The organism is Pseudomonas sp. 4CAES_32.4 (assembly GCF_058136335.1).
Genome location: NZ_CM176882.1, coordinates 5,798,835 through 5,820,328 on the forward strand (window position 1 = coordinate 5,798,835; position 21,494 = coordinate 5,820,328).

At 61.1% G+C, this 21,494-nt stretch carries 17 protein-coding genes; 3 read left to right on the forward strand and 14 right to left on the reverse strand.

All coding sequences use genetic code 11. The features are described 5' to 3' along the window. Positions 1 to 367: 367 nt before the first annotated feature. Positions 368 to 2,137: a flavin monoamine oxidase family protein gene (locus AC3Y64_RS26175; RefSeq protein ID WP_489985731.1), complete on the reverse strand. Its 1,770-nt coding sequence runs from the start codon at positions 2,135 to 2,137 to the stop codon at positions 368 to 370. Between the two features lie 223 nt (positions 2,138 to 2,360). On the opposite strand from AC3Y64_RS26175, the gene AC3Y64_RS26180 reads away from it, so the two are divergent. Both AC3Y64_RS26180 and AC3Y64_RS26185 read left to right on the forward strand, forming a co-directional pair. Then, positions 2,361 to 3,767 (forward strand): adenosylmethionine--8-amino-7-oxononanoate transaminase, encoded by a 1,407-nt coding sequence (locus tag AC3Y64_RS26180; RefSeq protein ID WP_489985732.1) that lies wholly within the window; start codon positions 2,361 to 2,363, stop codon positions 3,765 to 3,767. 144 nt (positions 3,768 to 3,911) lie between these two features. Next, on the forward strand, positions 3,912 to 4,631 hold the full coding sequence (locus AC3Y64_RS26185) for a 16S rRNA (uracil(1498)-N(3))-methyltransferase (RefSeq protein WP_253481505.1): 720 nt from the start codon (positions 3,912 to 3,914) through the stop codon (positions 4,629 to 4,631). Between the two features lie 115 nt (positions 4,632 to 4,746). Here AC3Y64_RS26185 and trhA read toward each other — a convergent pair whose 3' ends face one another. Beyond that, entirely contained in the window at positions 4,747 to 5,364 is a 618-nt protein-coding gene (gene trhA, locus AC3Y64_RS26190) for a PAQR family membrane homeostasis protein TrhA (protein WP_064388099.1), read from the reverse strand. A gap of 209 nt (positions 5,365 to 5,573) precedes the next feature. On the opposite strand from trhA, the gene AC3Y64_RS26195 reads away from it, so the two are divergent. After that, entirely contained in the window at positions 5,574 to 6,488 is a 915-nt protein-coding gene (locus tag AC3Y64_RS26195; RefSeq protein WP_123454264.1) for a LysR family transcriptional regulator, read from the forward strand. A 123-nt stretch (positions 6,489 to 6,611) separates the two neighbouring features. On the opposite strand, the gene madM is transcribed toward AC3Y64_RS26195, so the two are convergent. The 12 genes from madM to AC3Y64_RS26255 all read right to left on the reverse strand — a co-directional run bounded on the left by madM (position 6,612) and on the right by AC3Y64_RS26255 (position 21,491). Continuing rightward, the gene (gene madM, locus AC3Y64_RS26200; RefSeq protein ID WP_016984761.1) at positions 6,612 to 7,376 is read right to left on the reverse strand and encodes a malonate transporter subunit MadM; all 765 of its coding nucleotides are present in this window, start codon (positions 7,374 to 7,376) and stop codon (positions 6,612 to 6,614) included. Positions 7,377 to 7,381: 5 nt separating this feature from the next. Next, the gene (gene madL / locus AC3Y64_RS26205) at positions 7,382 to 7,774 is read right to left on the reverse strand and encodes a malonate transporter subunit MadL (RefSeq protein WP_129395884.1); all 393 of its coding nucleotides are present in this window, start codon (positions 7,772 to 7,774) and stop codon (positions 7,382 to 7,384) included. Positions 7,775 to 7,840: 66 nt separating this feature from the next. Then, entirely contained in the window at positions 7,841 to 8,761 is a 921-nt protein-coding gene (gene mdcH / locus AC3Y64_RS26210; RefSeq protein ID WP_489985733.1) for a malonate decarboxylase subunit epsilon, read from the reverse strand. Next, positions 8,758 to 9,378: a malonate decarboxylase holo-ACP synthase gene (locus AC3Y64_RS26215; RefSeq protein ID WP_489985734.1), complete on the reverse strand. Its 621-nt coding sequence runs from the start codon at positions 9,376 to 9,378 to the stop codon at positions 8,758 to 8,760. The genes mdcH and AC3Y64_RS26215 overlap by 4 nt, the downstream gene beginning before the upstream one ends. Next, the gene (mdcE, locus tag AC3Y64_RS26220; protein WP_489985735.1) at positions 9,372 to 10,157 is read right to left on the reverse strand and encodes a biotin-independent malonate decarboxylase subunit gamma; all 786 of its coding nucleotides are present in this window, start codon (positions 10,155 to 10,157) and stop codon (positions 9,372 to 9,374) included. Before mdcE ends, AC3Y64_RS26215 begins: the two co-directional genes overlap by 7 nt. Next, positions 10,154 to 11,005 carry a biotin-independent malonate decarboxylase subunit beta gene (locus AC3Y64_RS26225; RefSeq protein WP_489985736.1) on the reverse strand — a complete coding sequence of 284 codons (852 nt, stop codon included), beginning with the start codon at positions 11,003 to 11,005 and terminating at the stop codon, positions 10,154 to 10,156. Before AC3Y64_RS26225 ends, mdcE begins: the two co-directional genes overlap by 4 nt. Next, entirely contained in the window at positions 10,998 to 11,297 is a 300-nt protein-coding gene (locus tag AC3Y64_RS26230) for a malonate decarboxylase subunit delta (RefSeq protein WP_007913697.1), read from the reverse strand. The genes AC3Y64_RS26225 and AC3Y64_RS26230 overlap by 8 nt, the downstream gene beginning before the upstream one ends. Continuing rightward, positions 11,297 to 12,169, reverse strand: a complete 873-nt coding sequence (locus AC3Y64_RS26235) for a triphosphoribosyl-dephospho-CoA synthase (protein ID WP_489985737.1) — start codon at positions 12,167 to 12,169, stop codon at positions 11,297 to 11,299. Before AC3Y64_RS26235 ends, AC3Y64_RS26230 begins: the two co-directional genes overlap by 1 nt. Next, on the reverse strand, positions 12,169 to 13,839 hold the full coding sequence (gene mdcA, locus AC3Y64_RS26240) for a malonate decarboxylase subunit alpha (protein ID WP_007913685.1): 1,671 nt from the start codon (positions 13,837 to 13,839) through the stop codon (positions 12,169 to 12,171). Before mdcA ends, AC3Y64_RS26235 begins: the two co-directional genes overlap by 1 nt. A 380-nt stretch (positions 13,840 to 14,219) precedes the next feature. After that, positions 14,220 to 14,585: a DUF6124 family protein gene (locus tag AC3Y64_RS26245; protein WP_489985738.1), complete on the reverse strand. Its 366-nt coding sequence runs from the start codon at positions 14,583 to 14,585 to the stop codon at positions 14,220 to 14,222. 533 nt (positions 14,586 to 15,118) lie between these two features. Beyond that, positions 15,119 to 15,589, reverse strand: coding sequence for a chemotaxis protein CheW (locus AC3Y64_RS26250; RefSeq protein ID WP_397483413.1), 471 nt, complete (start codon positions 15,587 to 15,589; stop codon positions 15,119 to 15,121). Further along, a complete protein-coding gene (locus tag AC3Y64_RS26255) occupies positions 15,582 to 21,491 on the reverse strand; it encodes a hybrid sensor histidine kinase/response regulator (RefSeq protein ID WP_489985739.1) in 5,910 nt (1,969 codons plus the stop codon). The genes AC3Y64_RS26250 and AC3Y64_RS26255 overlap by 8 nt, the downstream gene beginning before the upstream one ends. Positions 21,492 to 21,494: the final 3 nt, after the last annotated feature.

The following is a 21,494-nucleotide window of genomic DNA, read 5'->3' on the forward strand; positions in this document are numbered from 1 at the left end:
AAGTAACCGGCCCTCTATTCATGGCTAATTAGTTATGAAGTACCGCCGGCGGTTGCAGGCAATCGGCGCTGTAGGGATCTATCTGGCATTTATGCGCGAGTTCTGAACTATAACCGCCAGGTAAGAAACGCCCGTTGGAGCAACCTGGAAGTGCAATCAGCAAAAGCATGAGCGTGAACGTTTTCATCAAGTGCCTCCTATTTTTCCCAGCATAGAATTGGCGCCGGGACACCCGCTATCACCTCAGTCTGAGTACTTTGTGGGAAGGCTCCGGTACACAAGTAAGCCCCGTGACCGGATGGCGAAGGACAAAATTGCAGGAAAAAAAACGCGACCCGAAGGTCGCGTTTTTTATTGAAGCAAAGGCTTATTGTGCCTTGGCCTCGGTCGTTGCAGCGGGCTTGGCCGCTGGCTTCTTCGCCGGTTCAGCCTTCTTCGCTGCCGGTTTGGCCGCAGGCTTTTTCGCCTCGGTTTTAGCCGCTGGCTTCTTCGCCGCAGGCTTGGCCGCGGCTTTCTTGGCCGGTTCAGCTTTCACTGGGGCAGCTGGTTTCGGTGCTTCCACCGGAGCTGGCGCAGGTGCCGGGGTTGGCGCTGGCGCTGGCGCAACCGGAGCTGGAGCCGGCTCTGGTGCTTTCACAGGCTCAGGCTTCTTCTCCTCATCCGAACCGCCGAACAGATTAGTGAAGAAGTTGCCCTTCTTCGCCGCCACGGCACCCGCCGCGCCTGCCGCTGCTGCAGCCGGAACCACTTTCGCCGGTTCAAACAATTTGCCTGCCGCCAGGTCTTCAACCTGACTCGCTGCACGCTGACCCGTGCGCAGTGCGCCTTCCAGGGTGCCCGGGTACAAGGTGTCGGTGTGTTCGCCAGCGAACGTCACGCGTTGCAGCGGACGTTCCCACAGGCGCCAGAACTTGCTGATCTGGCCCGGGCCGTAAGCCAGGTAGGCGCCGCCCATCGACGGGTCGGTGCTGTAACGACGGATTTCATAGCCAGTGAATGAGCCACGAGCCTGTGGATAAAACGCGTGCAGACGGATCAGCACCTGATCGACCATCTGCTTGTCGCCGAACGCCTGCATCACTCGGGCGTTGTCGCCGGACAGGTTGATCACCACGTTGGCGCCGCCCTTCAGGGCTGGCTCGATCCAGAGCATGCCGAGACCGGTGTTGCTGTAGATCTCGCCGGACATGCGCGCCTTGCTTTCCCACACTGGCGTCTTGAACTTCAGCATGATCTGGTCGCGCCAACCGTAGTTGGTGCCCTTGATCGCGGCCAGATGCTGAGCATCCAGCGCCGGGGTCAGCGCAATCTTGTTCAGCGCACGCAACGGCACGGCCAGTACGACGTAGTCAGCCTGATAGCCAACACTGCCGACCTTGACGGTCACGCCGTCCTTGTCCTGGGTGATCGCCGACACTGGCGCGTTGGTCTTGATGGTCTTGATCTGTTTGACGAAGGCCTGTGCCAGCACCTGGCTGCCGCCGACCAGACGCGAAGCACGCAGGTCACGGTCGGAGACGCCGCGATAGACGCGGTTCTGCTGGGCAAAGTACAGCAGCGACAGACGCGAAGGTTCGTCGTAGTGGGTGCGGATGTCCTGGTTGATCAACTGACGCGCGGTGGCTGGCAGGTTCTGCTTGTCGAGCCAGCTCGAGACGGTGATCTGATCCAGTGCGTGCAGGGTGTTGGTCGCGGCCGGATTCTGCGGGTCGTCGATCGAACGCGCCAGATCGTCGAGGGTTTTCTGGTAGCGCTTCAAGGCATCGGCGGTCGCCGGTTGCTTGGTCGCCAGATCAGCGGCGGAGAAATATTCGCCGTCGATCAGATAACCCGGCGTCCGCACGAATTCCGGCGCTGGCGTGGTGCCCAGCTTGAATGTCGAGACGTACTTGTTCAGCACCGGCTGCGTCTTGTCATTGCCGATCCACTCGCTGGTGGCCATACCGGAACGACCGCCCAGGCTCGGCTTGGCTTCCAGCAGCGTGACCTGCCAGCCTTTGTTTTGCAGCTCATAAGCGGCGGTCAGGCCCGACAGGCCCCCACCGATCACGATTGCGGTTTTATCCTTGGCCAGCGCTGTAACGCTGAACAGCCCCAACATCACTAGCGCACAGGCGCGCAGCCAACCGACAGACATTCAGCGAACTCCGGAAATACACGTAGGAAAAAGCAGTTTTGCGAGTCAGACGACCCAAAGAACCGCGAAGAATACGTTAGCCATCAAAACGCCGCCAGCGACGTCTATCGGCTCATACAAAGTAGCTCAATCGACACAATGGGTTGTCCCCACGCGATGCATTGCATAGGCTTGCGCGATTGTTTGCCCGCGCCTGACGCGAGCCGCCTCGAGGAGACTGTAAATGGGCCTGAATAACCAGTGGATGCAACGCGACCTCGCGGTGTTGTGGCATCCCTGCACCCAGATGAAAGACCACGAACAGCTGCCGCTGATCCCGATCAAGCGCGGTGAAGGCGTCTGGCTCGAAGACTTCGAAGGCAAGCGTTACCTCGATGCGGTCAGCTCCTGGTGGGTCAACGTGTTCGGCCACGCCAACCCGCGCATCAACCAGCGCATCAAGGATCAGGTCGATCAACTGGAACACGTGATTCTCGCCGGGTTCAGCCATCAACCGGTGATCGAGCTGTCCGAGCGTCTGGTGAAGATGACGCCGGAAGGCCTGAACCGGGTGTTCTACGCCGATAATGGTTCGTCCTGCATCGAAGTCGCGCTGAAAATGAGCTTTCACTACTGGCTCAATCGCGGCCAGCCAAACAAAAAGCGCTTCGTCACCCTGACCAACAGCTACCACGGCGAAACCATGGCCGCGATGGCGGTAGGCGATGTGCCGCTGTTCACCGAAACCTACAAAGCGCTGCTGATGGACACCATCAAAGTGCCGAGCCCGGATTGCTACGGGCGTCCCGATGGCATGAGCTGGGAAGAACATTCGCGCAACATGTTCGCCGCGATGGAACAGACTTTGGCTGAGAATCATGACAGCGTCGCGGCAGTCATCGTCGAGCCGCTGATTCAAGGCGCTGGCGGCATGCGCATGTATCACCCGGTGTATCTGACGTTGCTGCGCGAGGCCTGCGACCGTTATGGCGTGCACCTGATCCTCGACGAAATCGCCGTTGGCTTCGGCCGCACCGGGACGATGTTTGCCTGTGAACAGGCTGGCATTCGCCCGGACTTCCTCTGCCTGTCGAAAGCCCTGACCGGCGGCTATCTGCCGCTGGCGGCGTGCCTGACCACCGACGAAGTCTACAGCGCGTTCTACGACGACTATCCGAGCTTGCGCGCCTTCCTGCACTCGCACAGCTACACCGGCAACCCGCTGGCGTGCGCGGCGGCACTGGCGACGCTGGATATCTTCGAGCAGGACAATGTCATCGAGAACAACAAGGCACTGGCCCAGCGCATGGCCTCGGCGACCGCGCATCTGGTCGATCACCCGAACGTCTCCGAAGTGCGCCAGACCGGCATGGTGCTGGCCATCGAGATGGTCAAGGATAAAGCCACCAAAGAGGCCTACCCTTGGCAGGAGCGTCGCGGTTTGAAGGTGTTCCAGCATGCGCTGGAGCGTGGCGCGTTGCTGCGTCCGCTGGGCAGCGTGGTGTATTTCCTGCCGCCGTACGTGATTACCCCGGAGCAGATCGACTTCCTTGCCGAAGTCGCCAGCGAAGGCATCGACATTGCCACGCGTGACAGCGTCAGCGTCGCCGTGCCGAAAGATTTCCATCCCGGCTTCCGCGATCCGGGCTGATCTACTTCACTTAAGCTTCAGCGGTGACCGGACTACCGTCATCGCTGGCAAGCCAGCTCCCACAGGTTCTGCGAAAAACCCTGTGGGAGCTGGCTTGCCAGCGATGGGGCCGCCAGACTTTTACAAATTTTACAGAGACCCTGCATGAGACTGTCCCGCTTCTTTATCGACGCCCCGCTGAGCACTGGCGAACACGAATTGCCGGAGGCCCAGGCGCATTACATCAGCCGCGTGCTGCGCATGGCCGAGGGCGATGCGGTGCAGTTGTTCGACGGTTCCGGCCATGAGTTTCGCGGTTCGCTGCTGGAAGTCGGCAAGAAGCGCGTGACCGTGCAGATCGACGAGCAATTCGCCGGACAGGTCGAATCGCCGCTGCACATCCACCTCGGCCAGGGCCTGTCCCGTGGTGAGCGCATGGACTGGGCGATCCAGAAAGCCACCGAACTGGGTGTGAATGAAATCACCCCGATCTTCAGTGATCGCTGCGAAGTCCGCCTCAAGGACGAACGCGCCGACAAACGCCTGCTGCACTGGCGCCAAGTGGCGATCAGCGCCTGCGAGCAATGTGGTCGTTCGCGAGTGCCGGTGATTCATCCGCCCGTGTTGCTGGCGGACTGGATCAAACAGACCGAAGCCGAATTGAAACTGGTGCTGCACCCGGTCGCGGAGCCGTTGGTAAGTCATGCCAAACCGGCGACGCTGGCATTTCTGATCGGGCCTGAGGGTGGTTTGACTGACGCCGAAGTCGAGCAGGCCAAAGGCAACGGCTTCCACGCCGCCCGCCTCGGCCCACGCGTGTTGCGCACCGAGACCGCGCCGGTGGTGGCACTGGCGGTGGCCCAGCAACTTTGGGGTGATTTCTAGGGCCCCATCGCTAGCAGGGCTAGCTCCCACATGGGATTTTGGCTGAGCACAAATTTGTGTTCACCGCAGATCACCTGTGGGAGCTAGCCCTGCTAGCGATTGGCGGCGCCTCGGTTTAGAGGACATAAAACAGAATCGCCACAAAGTGCAGCAAGCTCCCGGCAATCACGAACAAATGCCAGATCCCGTGCGCATGCCGCAGCCGGTGATCGAGGGCAAAAAAGATAATCCCCACCGTGTACAAAACCCCGCCCGACGCCAGCCAGGCAAACCCGGTGGTGCCCAGCGCCGCAATCAAAGGCTTCACCGCCACCAACACAATCCAGCCCATCACCGCGTAAATCACGATCGACAGAATCCGCGCCTCCGAACGCGGTTTGATCTCTTGCAAGATGCCGATCAGCGCCAGCCCCCAGACAATCCCGAACAGCGTCCAGCCCCACGGCCCGCGCAGGGTCACCAGGCAGAACGGCGTGTAGCTGCCGGCAATCAACAGGTAGATCGAAAAGTGATCGACCTTCTTCATGATCGCTTTCTTGCGCCCTCGCACGCTGTGGTAAACGGTTGATGCGCTGTAGAGCACCAGCAAAGTGAAAGCGTAAATCGCCACGCTGACAATCTTCCACGGGCTGCCGTCCAGACAGGCAATCACCAGCATCCAGACCCCGCCGACAAAAGCCGCCACCGCCCCGACCAAATGCGTCCAGGCGTTGAGTTTTTCTCCGTGATACATGTGTCACTTACCTCAATATTCATTACCGCAGCGCGCAAGGCTCGGGCCTTGAGCGTAAAAGCGCAATGTTTCTGTTCAAAGCCAAGATCAAAAGATCGCAGCCTTCGGCAGCTCCTACAGGTGATCGCATTCCAATGTAGGAGCTGCCGAAGGCTGCGATCTTTTGATCTTCAAGGCACAATCGACGCATTCCAAAAAGAGTCCGCGCCATGCTGATCGACGAAGAATTGACCCTGAAAAAACTCGAGGTGTTCCTCGCTTTCATGCGCACCGGCAACCTCGCCCGCGCCGCCGCCGAGTTGCAGACCAGCAACGTCAGCGTGCACCGCGCCATTCATTCGCTGGAAAGCGCCCTGCGCTGCCCGCTGTTCAAACACGAAGGCCGCAACCTGACGCCGCTGGAAAGCGCTTATGTGCTGGAAGAGCGCGCGCAGAAACTGATCAACGACGTCGTCGAAAGCGTGCGCCTGACCCGCGAAGCCGCGGGCTTCTCCGCTGAACGCTTCAAGCTTGGCTCGCTGTATTCACTGACAGTGAAAACCGTGCCGCAGCTGATCATGGGCCTGAAAATCCGCCGCAGCGAACTCAACATCGACCTGATCCTCGGTTCGAACATCGACCTGCTCTACAAGCTGAAGAACATGGAAGTCGACGCGATACTGGTGTCGCTGGACGACAGCATCAACGACCCGGATTGCGAGCAGATTGCGCTGTTTTCCGATGACATCTTCCTCGCCACCCCGGCGGACTCAAAGTTCGCCCAGCGCAGTGAAGTGGATCTGGCGGAAGTGCGCGATGAAACGTTTATCACGCTGACCCAGGGCTTCGCCACGCATCAGGACGGTAACCGGGTGTTCAAGCAAGCGGGGTTCGAGCCGAAGGTGGCGATGCAGGTGAATGACATTTTCACTCTGCTGAGCATGGTCAGTTCGGGGGTGGGCTATGCGCTGCTGCCGGGAAGGATTGCGGCGGTGTATGAGAACCGGGTGAAGCTGATTCCGTTGCAGGAGAAGTACCGGTTGCAACAGCACATTGGCGTGGTGTTTTTGAAAGCCAAGGAGAGGGATCCGAATTTGCTGGCGTTGCTGGCGGAGTGTCGCATGTATGCCAATCGCCAGGCCTGACACCGCGGCGCCTCAATCGCTAGCAGGGCTAGCTCCCACACTGGACTCGCATACGACGCAAATCCTTCTGGGAGCTAGCCCTGCTAGCGATGGCGTCAGATCAGATAACCAAGCATCAACGCTCTAACCCACCAACCCGCGCATCGCCAAAAACAACAGCGAAGGCCCAAGCAAACACCCAAGCGCGGTGTAGAACGCCGCCGTCAGACAGCCATAAGGCACCAGCTTCGGATCCGTCGCCGCCAACCCACCAGCGACGCCGCTGGACGTTCCCATCAGCCCGCCAAAAATCACCGCACTGCGTGGATTGTTCAGGCCGATCATCGGTGCCACGAACGGCGTCATCACCATCACCAAAATCGCCTTGATCAGCCCCGCCGCAATCGACAGCGCCATCACCTCGGAACTCGCGCCAATCGCCGCGCCGGTCACCGGGCCGACGATGTAAGTCACCGCGCCCGCGCCAATGGTGGTCAGGCTCACTGCATCGGTATAACCGAACGCCATCGCCACACCGACCCCGGCGACAAACGAGGTGCCGACACCCACAAACAACGCCAGCACACCGACGAACCCGGCACGCTTGAGCTCATCGACACTCACGCCAAACGCCGTGGCGACAATCGCAAAATCGCGCAGCATCGCGCCGCCGAGCAGACCGATGCCGGACAGCAACGGAATATCCACCACACCCTTTTGCCCACCGGTCAGCGCGCCGCCGACATACGACAGCACCAGCCCGAGCAAAATGGCGATGGCCGAGCCGTGCAAACGGCCCTTGGTGAAGGTGTTGGACATCCAGTAGGACACCCACATGGTCAGGCCGACAATCAGGAAACCGCTGATCAAACCGTAGCCGGTGATCACTTTCATCATCGATTCGTACATGGCGATTACCCCGCAGTCTTGGCTGGAGCGATCGGGGTCTGCTCCTTGTTGCCCATGCGTGTCAGCACTGGCACCAGGGCAAAAGCGATGACCACGGCCAGCGTCCCGGCGAGGATCGCCATCGGCCCGCCCTTCAGTGCGCCGTAGACGTTTTGCTGGGCCGCCATGGCCACCACGATAGGAATGTAGACCGCGCTCCAGAACTCGACACCCTGCTCGGTCTTGCCCTTGAGCCAGCCGCTTTTGTTGAGGTAACTGCCCAGACCGATCAACAGCAGCATCGCAATGCCGACACCGCCGACGTTGGCCGGCACGCCGATCAGTTTGCCAAGCAGTTCACCGACCCAAATGCCTACCAGCGTACAAAAGGCGAGAAACGCCACACCGTAAATAATCATTGTTGTAGTCCTCAAAGTGCATCGTCGAATGTTGTTTTTGTTGTTCGAAGCTTGAGTCGCGGCGGTTTAGAGTTGGCGGTTTCCCTCCTCACGCAGCAGCGCTTGCAAGGTGTCGAGGCGAGCACTGTCGAAGGCAGTGACCGTGCCCTGCTCGAACACCCGGCGCGCCAGCCCGGTCAGCACCGCACCGGGCGGCAGTTCGATCTGTAAACGTACGCCGCGCTCGTAGGCGCTTTGCACGGTGCCGCGCCAATCGACCACACGGCACATGTTGAAGGCGAGGTCGTCGCGCAGCGCTTCTACTTTGGTCACAGGGCGTGCGCGACTGCCGCTCAGGTAAGCGACTTTCGGGATTTTCAGTTCAACCTTGGCGAAGGCTTCGGCGAGGGTTTGCGCCGGTGCGTCCAGCAGCGGACAGTGCGACGGCACGCTGACCGCCAGACGTTTCGCCAGACCGGCGCCACGACTGCGCGCCAGTTCGGCGACCGCTTGCATGGCCTCGTCACTGCCGGCGATTACTACCTGATTGTCGGCATTGATATTGGCCAGATACACCGGCGAATTCTCACCGTGCACCTGCGCCAGCAGCGTTTCGACTGTGGATAACTGCAGGCCGATGATCGCGGTCATGCCGTAGCCTTGTGGATAAGCTTGTTGCATCAACTCACCGCGCAGGCTGACCAGATGCAACGCATCGCTGAAGCTCAAAGCGCCGGCAACCACCGCTGCCGGGTAAGCACCAATGGACAGGCCGGCGACGTAATCCGCCGTGAGTCCGTCCTGCAACAACTGCCGTGACGCAGCGACGCCGGCGATCAACAGGCAAAGCTGAACCGCCCTTGTCGTGCGCAATGCTTCGCAGGAATCGAGCAGCAAAACATCTTCGCCAAGTACATCGCTGGCCTCGACCAGAGTTTCGCGAGGCAAGCGCTGAAGCATGCCCGCTTGCTGCGCGCCCTGGCCGGGGAACACCAGCAGACTGCTCACGCTGCTTGCTCCTGCGGGTTCCACGGATCAATCACCAGACAAGCCTGATAAGCATTTTTCAGCAGCACGCGCGCGGAACCGCTGGCCCACTCACGCAACGCCACAGCACCGAACGGCGTTTGCAATTGCATATCGACCCGGCACACGGTTTGATCGAAAATCTCTACGAATTTACGGGCCTGATTACGCGTGATCATCTGCAGTGTACGCAGAATCAAATCGAGGTCGCTGGCCGCGTGCATCGCTTTAAAACCACTGGCCAATTCAAACCCGACACTGCCGCTGACACCCCAGACCCAACCGCAATCGTCGAGCATTGGCCGCAGTTGTTTGAGCGCCTGCATGACCGGCAGATCGCGCTCGCAGTCGACGTGACACAGCGCTTCGGGACTGACCCGACAGGCAATCGAATCGACCGCCATAAACGCTGCCAAGCGCTGCTCGCGCAAAACTCCGCGTACGCCGACCGCGACAAAACCTTCATCACTCAACGCCCGCCGCACCACCACCGGTTGCCCGGCGGCCAGCGACTCGACGGCCCACAACGGCGCATCCGCCGGCAACTGCGCCGGGGTCATGCCCCAGAGCAGGTCGTGGGCCAGAGGGGTGCTCACCACTGCGCCCTCAACAGTTCGCGGACCTTGCTGGAAGCCGCACGATTTTTCGCGCCGAGGCGATTGCTCAGGTCAGTGCTGGAGACATCGCTGATGGCTTGCTTGAGGCACTCGTTGACCCTTGATAGATCCTCCGCCGTCGGCTGTTCAATCTGCTGCACCGACAAGGTTTCCCAGAGCAATCCGAGACTCGCATAGCTGTCGATGTCATAAGCCATCGGCGGCACACTGGCGGCCAGCGCTTCCAGTTCTTCAACACTGCGCAAGGTCACACGCGCTGCCGACGCCTTGCCCATCGCATGCACCATCACGCCTGGATCACGCAACGCGATCAAGCGGTTGGCCTGATAACCGTGAGCCAGAAACGCCCCGGACATCGCCTTGCCCACCAACAACGCAATCACTGGATGCCCGGCCAAACGCGCACGGGCATAACTGTCCGCCGCACCCGCCAGTGCCTGATGAATGCCGAGGGCTTCTTCGCGGCGACCGTAAGCCTGGCTCGGCACATCGACGATGGCGATGATTGGGCGCTTCTGCGCTTTATCGCGGTCAGCCGTGATCGCGTCATCCACAGCCTTGGCCAGACCCCAGCCTTCGAGCAAACCGACTTCGCCGTTGCGAGCGCGAGGAAAACGATTGTCTGGGTCAGCGACCACCGCGATGAAACGCCCCAGCGCACCGTCAGCCACCTTCAACGAGGCCGGCAGCCCTTCGACCACGACAGCGCCCACGCTCAAGGCGTTGAACCAGTTCAAACCGCGCAGTGAATAACCGCTCATGAGCGCTCTCCTTGATACAGATCGCGAACCACCGACGGTTCGATTTGCGGGTCAGTGTTCAGACTGCCAAGGCGTTGCAGAAACCACTCGGCGCGTTGGCTGCGCGGTTGTGCCGGCAAACCCTGCTGCAGTAATTCACCAACCTGCTGACGAATCTCCGCCACGTCATCGGCGACATAACGATCCACCAGACCACTGGCGAAACGCTGCTCGCCGCCAGTCAGGCTCCAAATGAACGGCCGGTCGCGAGAGTCGTATTCTTCAATCCCCGCTTCCTGCTCGATGACCTGCGGGCCGTTCAAACCGAGGCGTGCTTCCTGAGTCACCAACAAATAACTGCACAGCGCAGCGGCAATCGACATGCCGCCGAAGCAACCAACGCTGCCCGCGACCACGCCAACCACCGGTTGGTACTGCTGCAAATCGACAATCGCCGCATGAATATCGGCAATCGCCGCCAGCCCGAGATTGGCCTCCTGCAAGCGCACGCCACCGGTTTCCAGCAACAACACTGCACGGGTCGGAATGCCTTTGCGGTTGTCTTCAGCCGCCAGTTCCAGCGCGCCGGCAATCTTCGCCCCACCGACTTCGCCAAGGCTGCCACCCTGGAACGCGCCTTCAATCGCGGCAATCACCACCGGCAAACCGTCGAGGCTGCCCTTGGCAATCACCACACCGTCATCGGCCTGCGGCACCACCCCTTGGCGTTCAAGCCACGGAGACATGACTCTTTGAAACGGATCGAGCAATTCGCGAAAGCTGCCGGCATCAAGCAAGGCTTTCGCCCGTTGCCGCGCGCCGAGTTCGACGAAGCTGTGTTTGTTGAGCAACGCGGCGCTGTCAGTCATGGCCGATCTCCTCGAAACCTTGTTCCAGACGCAAGCGCACCACGCCCGGCGTAGCGCCGAAATCGTGGATATCAATAGCCATGGCCGGCGGCGTGGTGCCGTCGAACATCCGTGCAAACAGATGCTGCCAACGCAGTTGTGCGCCGTTGACCGAGGTCTGCACATTGATCGTCAGCTTGCCGGCCAGGCCCGGTTCGATCAGCACTTCCAGATCACCCGAACCGACACAACCGACCAGCGCGCGACCGCGTGGCGGCTGCCCGGCGGGGAATTCAAACGATAGGGTTTCCATCAAAACGCTCCCTGAGAGATGCCGTCGCGCTCGATACGGTCGAGCAGCAGCGTGGCGGCGAGCAAGTCGGCGGCGCCACCGGGTGAGGCATTCAATGCGATGAGTTGTTGATCCAGTTCGTGCAGTCGGCGGCGACCGCTGAGGCTGGCGCTGCCACCGGCGTCGAGCACCGCTTGTGCGCCGGACTGCATGGCCTGCAAACCCTCTTCGCCGGCGCGGTAGAGCACGCAGGTGTCGGCCAGATTGGTCATGATTGCGAGCAAGGCGTCGAGTCGGGCGTTCTGTTCGCCGTGGCCATTGGCGCGGCTGCGCTTGAGTTGTGGCAGGCCGCGTTGCAGCACCGAAGGGAAGCCGAGTTGCGCTTCTTCACGAGCGCCGCGTGCGCCGTAACGCAAGGCGACTTGCGCGCCGTGGCTCAAGGGTTTGGGGGCGTGGTGATCATCCAGCAAGGCTAGACGTGCGGCGCGCAGGGTCACGGCATTCGCGCTGGAGGATTGCGGTTCCAGCGCAGCGGCAGTCACCAACAATCCCAGCGCCCAAATGGCTCCGCGATGAGTATTCACGCCGTTGGTGGTGGTGAGCATGGCTTGCTCGCCCTCACGGCCAATGCGGCCAATCGCTTCGCGCAACGTTGAATCGACTTCGCCGATTGCGCCCGCCGCTTCAGCCATCTCCTTGAACGCCGGCCACAACGACAACGCCGAAGCGTGCATCAGGCCCAGGTGCAGATCGGTATGCGCGCCGTTGCCGCGACGGTCGACCAGTGCCGGTTTCGGCGACAGATCGGCTTCGTCGATCAGCGCGTCTACCGCCAGATCGGCCAGTCGATCAGCCAGGGACAGCGGTTTCGCTTGCAGGTTAAATGCGTGCATTACCAGCTCCTGAATTTCGCGGGCGGGTTGTACAGGCCGCCGGACCACTCGACCAGATCGGCCACGCTTTTCGCCGCGAGCAACTCACGGGTGGCGTCGGTGCGGCGGATACCGAGGTCTTCGGGCAAGGCGATCAGGCCTTCGCGGCGCATGCGTTCGGTGTCTTTCGGGTTGTGGCGCAGGCCGATGGCGGTGACACCCGCGACGGCGGCGATCATCGCCTGGCGTTCTTCCAGCGAGCGCGCCTTGTACAGGTAGGCGATGCCTTCTTCGGTGAGCAGATGGGTGACGTCGTCGCCGTAAATCATGATCGGCGCCAGCGGCATGCCGCTTTTCTTCGCCACTTCCACAGCGTCGAGGGTTTCAACGAAGGTCGGTTTGCCGCCCTCCTGGAAGGTCTCGACCATTTGCACTACGAGTTTTTTGCCGCGTTCGAGCATCGGTTGCTGCGAGTCGTCGTGGCGCATGTCCAGCCACGCCGGGGTGCCGTGACGGCGACCGCGCGGATCGTGGCCCATGTTCGGCGCACCACCGAAACCGGCGAGGCGGCCACGGGTCACGGTTGAGGAATGGCCATCACCATCGACCTGCAACGTCGCGCCGATAAACAGATCCACCGCGTATTGCCCGGCGAGTTGGCAGAACATCCGGTTGGAACGCAGCGAGCCGTCGCGGCCGGTGAAGAACACGTCCGGACGCGCGGCGATGTAGTTTTCCATACCCAGTTCGGTGCCGAAGCAATGCACGCTTTCGACCCAGCCGCTCTCGATTGCCGGGATCAGCGTCGGGTGCGGGTTGAGCGTCCAGTTGCGGCAGATCTTGCCTTTAAGGCCGAGGGATTCGCCGTAGGTCGGCAGGATCAATTCGATGGCGGCGGTGTTGAAACCGATGCCGTGGTTGAGCGACTGCACGTTGTGTTTTTCGTAGATGCCACGGATCGCCATCATCGCCATCAGTACATGCACAGGCTTGATGTGCCGTGGGTCACGGGTAAACAGCGGTTCGATGTAGAACGGCTTGTCGGCGACCACGACGAAATCGACCCATGACGCGGGGATGTCTACGCGGGGTAGTTCGCTGACGTCGTCGACCAATTGGTTGACCTGGACGATGACGATGCCGTCGCTGAACGCTGCGGGTTCGATCAGTGCCGGGGTGTCTTCGGTGCTCGGGCCGGTGTAGATGTTGCCGGCGCGGTCGGCCATGAACCCGGCGGAGAGCACGACGTTGGGGATCAGGTCCACCACCAGTCGCGCATAGAGTTCGATGTAGGTGTGGATCGCGCCGACTTCCAGTAGGCCGTCTTCAAGCAATTGGCTGATGCGCAGGCTCTGGGTGCCGGCGAAGGAGAAATCGAGCTTGCGGGCGATGCCGCGTTCAAACAGGTCGAGGTGCTCGGAGCGGCCGACGCTGGGCATGATCATGTGCAGGTCGTGGAGCTTTTCCGGGTCGGCCTTGGCCAGCGAACGGGAGAGGAAATCCGCCTGCTTCTGGTTGTTACCCTCCAGCACCACACGGTCGCCGGGATGGATCAGCGCTTCGAGCGCGGCGACGATCTTGTCGGTGGGCAACACCACACCGTCGGCCAGCCCGCGCACCTTGTCGAGGCGGCGCTGCTTCTCATCGCGCCGCCGCGTCCAGCGCGAGTCGGGGGAAATTGTTGTTGTCATGCTCACTCCACGGGGTTCGCTGTCGTGGAGCTAAGGTAGGCGTGTGGGGAGGGGGCATCAATCAAGCACGGTGGTGAATCATTACGCTGAGCGTAACGTTCGCCGACGCCTTCGCGAGTAGGAGCTGTCGAGTGAAACGAGGCTGCGATCTTTTGATTTTCAGAATCAACATCAAAAGATCGCAGCGTGCCGCAGCTCCTACAGGGGACGCATTCCACACCCAATTCCTGTAGGAGCTGTCGAGTGAAACGAGGCTGCGATCTTTTGATCTTCAGGATCAACATCAAGAGATCGCAGCGTGCCGCAGCTCCTACAGGGGACGTATTCCAACTGTAGGAGTGAGCCTGCTCGCGATGGCGTCGCATGGGTCGACGCATTAATCAGTCAGTCGGCACCAATCTGTCCAACACGCGATTGACGGCCATTTCCGCCACCATCACCACCTGCGCAATACCTTGCACAGTCTTGCGGTGCGTACCTTCCACCATTGCCGCATGGTTGTTGAGCATCACCGTGGCCGAGCCGAGGGTTTCGCTGGCGTCGGCCAGCAGGGATTCCGTGTCGGCATTGGGGTTGGCCATGTACAGCGTGTTGGGGGTGTAGGGCGTGGCCATCAGATCGGCGTTGGTCGGGCCGAGGTAATGGTCGAGGGCGCGTTCGGCGGCTTCGTGGAATTTCTTTGAGTCGGGGGATTCGTAGGGGGATGCCGGGTCGGTGGGCGGCGGGTTTGGCGTTACTTTGAACATGGATGACTTTCCTCTGTTGAGGCTGCGACCATCCCGCTGCTAAACGATAGGGAGGCAGCTGTGCGCAAGTTAGCAGACCGGTAGTCACCCAAACCCGGCGCACCCGAAGGTGCCATGCGCACAGCCACCATCAAGTGCAGGCGAATGCCTGACTGGATGAGACTCGTACGACCGGACAACTAGCCGGGCTGCTAAACCCGATCACTGGGAATCAGTGACCCGATTCAAGTTACGCAGCCAGCCCAAGGCGCACAAGCCGGCGGATTCTGGTACATGCGTAGGCAGCGGCGCAAGGATTTGTAGGCTAGGGAGCCGTAACACCGGGTGTCTTTAAACAGATGTGCCGGAAAGTGTTTAAGGCATGACAGAAATCGGGAATTTGCCTGTAGGAATTTGGTGATGTTGCTGGCCCCATCGCTGGCAAGCCAGCTCCCACAGTGTCCGAGTTGTATTCGAATTTTGTGCACAACACAAAAACCTGTGGGAGCTGGCTTGCCAGCGATGGGGCCAGTCAGAGCAACATGAATTCTGGATCAATGGACCAGCCCAGCGTCCACCAACAAACTCTCCAACCCCAACAAATCCGGCACCTTCGCCACTTGCTCCCCGACCTGCACCGCCGCCTGCTCCAGCGCACACAACGGCACATCGACATAGCTCAACTGACTGTCGAGCTTGTACGAGCGCGGAATCCCCTGCACCAGCAGCGCAATGAACTTCAGTTCCGGCAACCCGCCGAGGGCATTGAGGATGACAATCCGCGCGCGCTCGCCAATGACGATTTTCTGCCCGCACGCCGACTCAAAACTGAGCAACGGAATCTGCCGCTCACGCCACTTCACGCGCCCCAGATACCACGGCGGCGTATCCAGATCGAAGGCGCTGGCCTGGTAATCGATCAGCTCTGCGACAGCGACGTTAGGCAGGATCAAATTGCGATCCGCCAGCGGCAGCAATAGCCCGGTCAGCTGACTGCTGCGCTGATTGTGCCGGCGCTCATGCATGCTTCTTGCTCCATTGGGCAATGCTTTCAAGCAGCACCGACTCTTGATACGGCTTGCCGAGGTAGTCGTTGACGCCAATCGCCATCGCGCGGTCGCGGTGTTTTTGGCCGGTGCGCGAGGTGATCATGATGATCGGCAGGTGTTGCAGGCGTTCGTCGTTGCGTACTTGGGTGGCGACTTCGAAGCCGTCCATGCGCGGCATTTCTATGTCGAGCAGCATCAGGTCGGGCATGTGCTCTTCGAGCAGCAGCATCGCGTCGACACCGTCCTTGGCGGTCAGCACGTTCATGCCGTGACGTTCAAGCAAGCGGCTGGTGACCTTGCGCACGGTGACCGAGTCGTCGACCACCATCACCAGCAGCGGTTTGTGCGGTTCGCTGTCGATCTCCGGCAGCGTCGGCGTCTGCGCAACGCGTGCCTGCATCGCGCGGATCGGCGCGAGCAAATCGAGAATCAGCACCACCCGGCCATCGCCAAGAATCGTCGCCCCGGACACACCCTGCACCGCCGCAAATTGTGCGCCAAGGCTCTTGACCACGATCTCGCGAGTGCCGGCCATGGTGTCGACCTGCACCGCGATGCGCCGGTCGTTGTAATGCACCAGCAGCACCGGCAACGGCAGGTTCTGCCCCAGCAGTTTTGGCCGTGGCGCGGTTTTCAGCAGTTCGCCGAGGTAGCACAGTTCATAGGTCTGGCCGCCGTACTGGTAGCGCGGCGGATCCTGGCGGAAGTGCCCTTCCAGATCATTCGGCAACACGCGAACGATGCCTTCGATGGTGTTCAGCGGAATCGCGTATTGATCCTCGCCACACTGCACCATCAGCGCACGGTTGACCGACACGGTGAACGGCAGACGAATGCGGAAATGCACGCCCTGGCCCGGCACCGAGTCGATACTCATGCTGCCGCCCAGTTGCCGTACCTCTTCGTGCACCACGTCCATGCCGACGCCACGCCCGGAAATCTGCGTAATCTTTTCTGCTGTGGAAAACCCCGGTTGAAGGATGAACTGCAACACGTCGCGGTCGCTGATCTCGGCTTCCGGCGCGAGCATGCCGCGCTTGATTGCCTTCTTGCGCACGGCTTCCAGAGGCACCCCGGCACCGTCGTCGCGAATATCGAAAACGATGTCGCCGCCCTCGCGCGACAAGTCGAGGCTGATCTGCCCTTGCGCCGGTTTACCCGCCGCCAACCGTACTTCGGCAGACTCCAGACCATGGTCGACGGCGTTGCGCAGCATGTGTTCCAGCGGCGCGGCCATGCGTTCGAGGACGTTGCGATCCATCTCGCCTTCAGCGTTGCCGACGACGAAAGCGACGTCTTTGTTCAGCTCTTCGGCGACCTGACGGACGATGCGTTTCAAACGCGGCAACATGCGCTCGAACGGCACCATGCGCGTACGCATCAGGCCTTCCTGCAATTCGGTGTTGATGCGGCCCTGTTGCTGCAACAGGTTCTCGGCGTCGTGGTTGCGGCGGTCGAGGGTTTCCTTGAGGTCGAGCAAGTCGGATGCCGATTCGAACAGCGCCCGCGACAATTGCTGCAACTGCGAATGACGGTCCATTTCCAGCGGGTCGAATTCTTCGTAACCGAGGCGTTCGGCGTCGACTTGCTGGCGGCTGAGAATCCGCCCCTGGGTTTCCGTGTCGAGGCGGCGCAGCTGATCGCGCATGCGTTCGATGGTGGTTTCCATCTCGTTCAGGGCAATTTGTGCGTCGTTGACCTGCTGCTCGATACGGCCCCGGAAGATAGAGGTTTCCCCGGCCAGATTGACCAGCTCGTCGAGCAGTTCGGCGGAGACTTTGACCATGTCCGCGCCAGCCTCGGCAGTCGGCGGCGCCGGGTCAGTCTTGACTGGAACAGGTAGCACTGGCGGCGTTTCTACCGCCACCGGATGGCTAAAATTCTGGATCGCGTTGATCAGTCGATCGGCCGGTGGACACGGCTGTCCGGCGCGCACGCCATCAAGCATTTGCGCGAGCCGATCATGGCCGCGCTGGACCAGTGCGAACAGCTCCGCCGACGGCTGCAAGGCGCCGCTGGAAAGACTTTCGTAAAGGTATTCCAGCTCATGGGCGAGGTCGCCGATCGGGCCGATCTCGACCATCCGCGCACCACCCTTGAGGGTGTGCAGATCGCGCAGCAGGGTTTCCACTTCCTGGCGATTGCCCGGCTCGGCCTGCCAGCGCAGCAGCGCGGCGCCGGAGTTTTCGATGATGTCGAAACCTTCTTCGAGGAAGATTTCCAGCAGCTCCGGGTCGTGACCGGCGCTGTCGTGTTCGGTTGTTGCTGGCGCCGTTTCGGCAACGACTGGGCCTTGGCGAACCTGACGGATCGCGTCGATCAGATCCAGCGCCGGGGTCAGCGGCTGATGGTTTTGCAACTGATCAAGCAACAGCGCCAAGCGGTCATGGCTCTTGAGCAGCAAGCGCCCCAGGCTTTCGCTGTAGTGATAACGACGATCGACCAGACCTTCGTAAAGGCTTTCCAGCTCTTGTGCCAGATCGCCGATGGCCTCGACGTCAGCCATTCGCGCGCCGCCCTTGAGCGTGTGCAAATCCCGTTGCAACGAGGACAGTGGTGCTGCGTTGTCGGGGTCGCTGAGCCAGCGCTGCAAGGCTTGGCCGGAGCTGTCGAGAATGTCGACCGCCTCTTCAAGGAAGATCTCGACAATCTCGTCATCGGGTTCAAGCGCCGTTGCCTTTTGCTGCAACTCGGCGGTGGCACTGCCCAGTTCATGAATGCTCAAGGTGCGGCTGCCGTCGCTGCGAATCAGGCCCATCGATGACGGGTCGAGGCTTTCATCGAGCAGATCATGCAACGCGCGGATTCGCTCAGGCTGCGGCGTGACTTCCTGGCCGGCAGCCAGTTCGTCGAGCATGTTGATCAGCGCTTCATGGGCATTTTGCGCTTCGTGAAAAAAACGCTCGCTGACCGCCAGACTGCTTTCCTCGACGGCGCCGTAAAGATCGAGCAAGGCCTCACACAACACATCGACCGGCAGCAGATCGGCCATGTGCGCGCCTTCGCCGAGGGTGGTCAGCTCATCCAGCAAGGCGCTGAGTTCCTGACGCTCGCCGGGGTGTTGCTGCCAGCGCTGCAAGAGGTTTTCCGCGTCGAGGAGGATGTCCATGCCTTGAGCGAGGAAGTTGTTGATCAGTTGCGGATCACGCTTGATTCGCAGACCGGTGTTCGGCGCATTGAGGATGGTCTCCAGGCGTTCGGCGAGCAGCGTGTCGGTGCGTTTGATCAGCGATTGCGCACCGACAATCGGCGCCAGCGGATCATGCTTGAGCTGGCGCAAGCCGATACGGAACAGGCCCTCGGCTTCCAGCAGCAATTCCACTTCGTCGAGGTCCAGCGGCAGCTGATGCGCCTTGAACTCGCGGGCCAGTTGATCGAGCGATGCGGCGAGTTCAGCAATCGGCAACACGCCGGCCATCGAGGCGCTGCCCTTAAGCGTGTGCAGGGCGCGCTGCAATTCGTCGCTAGCCTGCAACGGCACATGTTCGGCGGCTTGATCGAGAAAGCGATTGAGGCTGGCGAGGTGGGTTTCGGCTTCCTTGCGGAAGATCTCCAGCAACAACGGATCGAGTGCCGCGACATCGTCGACGTCTTCGGCGGCCAGCGGTTCATCACCTTTGGACAAGGCGTGGGCACGAGCGGCGAGTTGATCGACATCGCTGCGCTGACGCTGGCGGTTGGTGGCGAATTCGCTGATCAGTTCGGGCAGCAACAGCACGGTGTCGGTCAACACCTGCTGCACCACCGAGCCCGGCTCGACGCTTTGTTCGAGCACGCGGTTGAGCAGGTTTTCCACCGACCAGGCCAACTCGCCGAGAATCAGCGCGCGGACCATACGCCCGCTGCCCTTCAAGGTGTGAAAGGCGCGGCGCAGTTCAGTCAGCGCATCACGATCCTGCGGATTGGCCGACCAGCGCGGCAGGTATTCGTGGAGGACTTCGAGGACCTCATCGGTCTCTTCGAGGAACACTTCGCGCAGTTCATCGTCGACCGGTTCTTCATCGGCCGGCGGCGGCATCAGGCTGCCGGGCGTCATCAATGCAGGCGGGTTGAGCGCTGACACCGGGCTGGCCAGAACGTCGGCCAGCGACTGCACGATCTCGGGATCGTCGAGTGCCTGCATGTCCTGCATCACCAGCGCTTCGCTCGGGCTGAGGACATCATCGAGTACTGGCACATGCGGCGCGCCGGGCTGCTCATCGGGAAAGAAACCGAGACTGGCGAGGGATTTCTGCGCGACATCCAGCAGTTGTTCGCCAGGTGCCTGCGGATCGTCGCTCAAGCGTTCGAGGTAATACTCAAGGCTGCTGATGACATCGGCCAGACGATCCAGTTGTTCCCAACCCGGCTCGTGCGGATCAAGCAGCAAATGTTCGCGGATAAACCCGTTGCAGGCTTCGACCAGACTCGCCGCGCGACTGAGCGGAATCATCGCCAGCGCGCCGCGCACCTGAGTCAGCAGCGCCGGCAACGGTTGCAGGTGCTGGCGATCCCAATCGGCGTCGATGTAGTCGACGATCATGTCCTTGGCCTGCTGCAGGCAGATGCGCGCTTCCTTGATGACGATCTGGTGAATCTGCGTCAGGTCAGTGGTCGGCAGGCGCGCGTCTTCCGGGCTTTCCGGCTCGACGGTGCCGACCATCCCGGCCAGCGTCGCTTCGACGTAGAGCAGCGCGCCGGCAACGTCCATGAGGATTGCGTCGTTCGGTTCGCGCTGGCCCTGGGCGAGGCTGAGCACCACGGTCAATTGATCGATGATGACTTTGCGCGGCTGGCCGAAACCGAGCACGGCGAGAGTGTCGGCGATCTGCCGCAGCGGTGCGAGCAGGCTTTCCAGATCCGAGGTGTGCTGGCGGTCGCTGCGCACGAACAGGTCGAGGCGTTCCTTGACCCGCACCAGTTCTTCGCACAGAGCTGCCAGCACCGAACGCATCGCATCGCGATCGGGGCCGGCCAGTCGCGCGCGTTCTTCATCGACCATCGCGCTGTCGGGCAACGCGTCGTCCAGGGAGTAGCGATCTTTCATGGTCAGCATCTGCCCGGTGGGATGTTCGGCTTTGGCAATATAGAACAACAGGCTTTTCAGCAGCTCCGCCGGCGCCGGCTGATTGAGGCCAGACAGGCCTTGTTCGAGCAGGCGCTTGAGTTCTTTGTCGGCGTCCTTGAACAGGCTGCGCAGCGCCGGGCTGTTGGCGATGACGCCTTCGCGCATGCCTTCGACCAGCGCCGAGGCGACCTGCCACAAAGGGCTCAGTGGCGCATGACCGCTCAATGCTTCGAGGCGGGTGAAGACTTTGGCCAGATACTCGAGGTGCGTCTGGTCATCCTGTTCGCGCAGCAAACCGACCAGCGCCATTTGCAGCATCTGGCGTAATTTGCGCAGCACGTTGGGCAGTTCGGCGGGCTCCAGCAGCGCCAGTTCGTCGGCCCGCAGCGGCGGCAGTTCGGGCAGTTGCGGGCTGAACAGACTGGTTTCCGAGAGCAGGCTTTCGCCGCGAGCGCTGCGCAGATCATTGATCAGCGGCAGCACCACCAACGGCAGATCACGCCGGGCGCTCTGCACGCGGTCGAGGTAGATCGGCAATTGCCCAAGGGCTTGCAGCAACAGGTGCAGCGCTTCGTCGCGGTGGCTGACGCGCTCGTGTTGCAGGGCTTCGACCAGATGCTCCATTTCCTCGGCGAGCAACGCGGCGCCGTAGAACTCGACCATCTGCAGGCTGCCGTGGACCTGGTGGATGTAATCCAGGCACTCGTCCAGCCCCGGAAAGGCCTGAGGATCATCGAGCACGGCTTCAATCGCCTGATGCGCCAGTTTCAGCGTTTCGGCAATTTCGCCTTTGACCCATTCGAGGGCCACGTAGTCGTGGCGATCACCCATAAC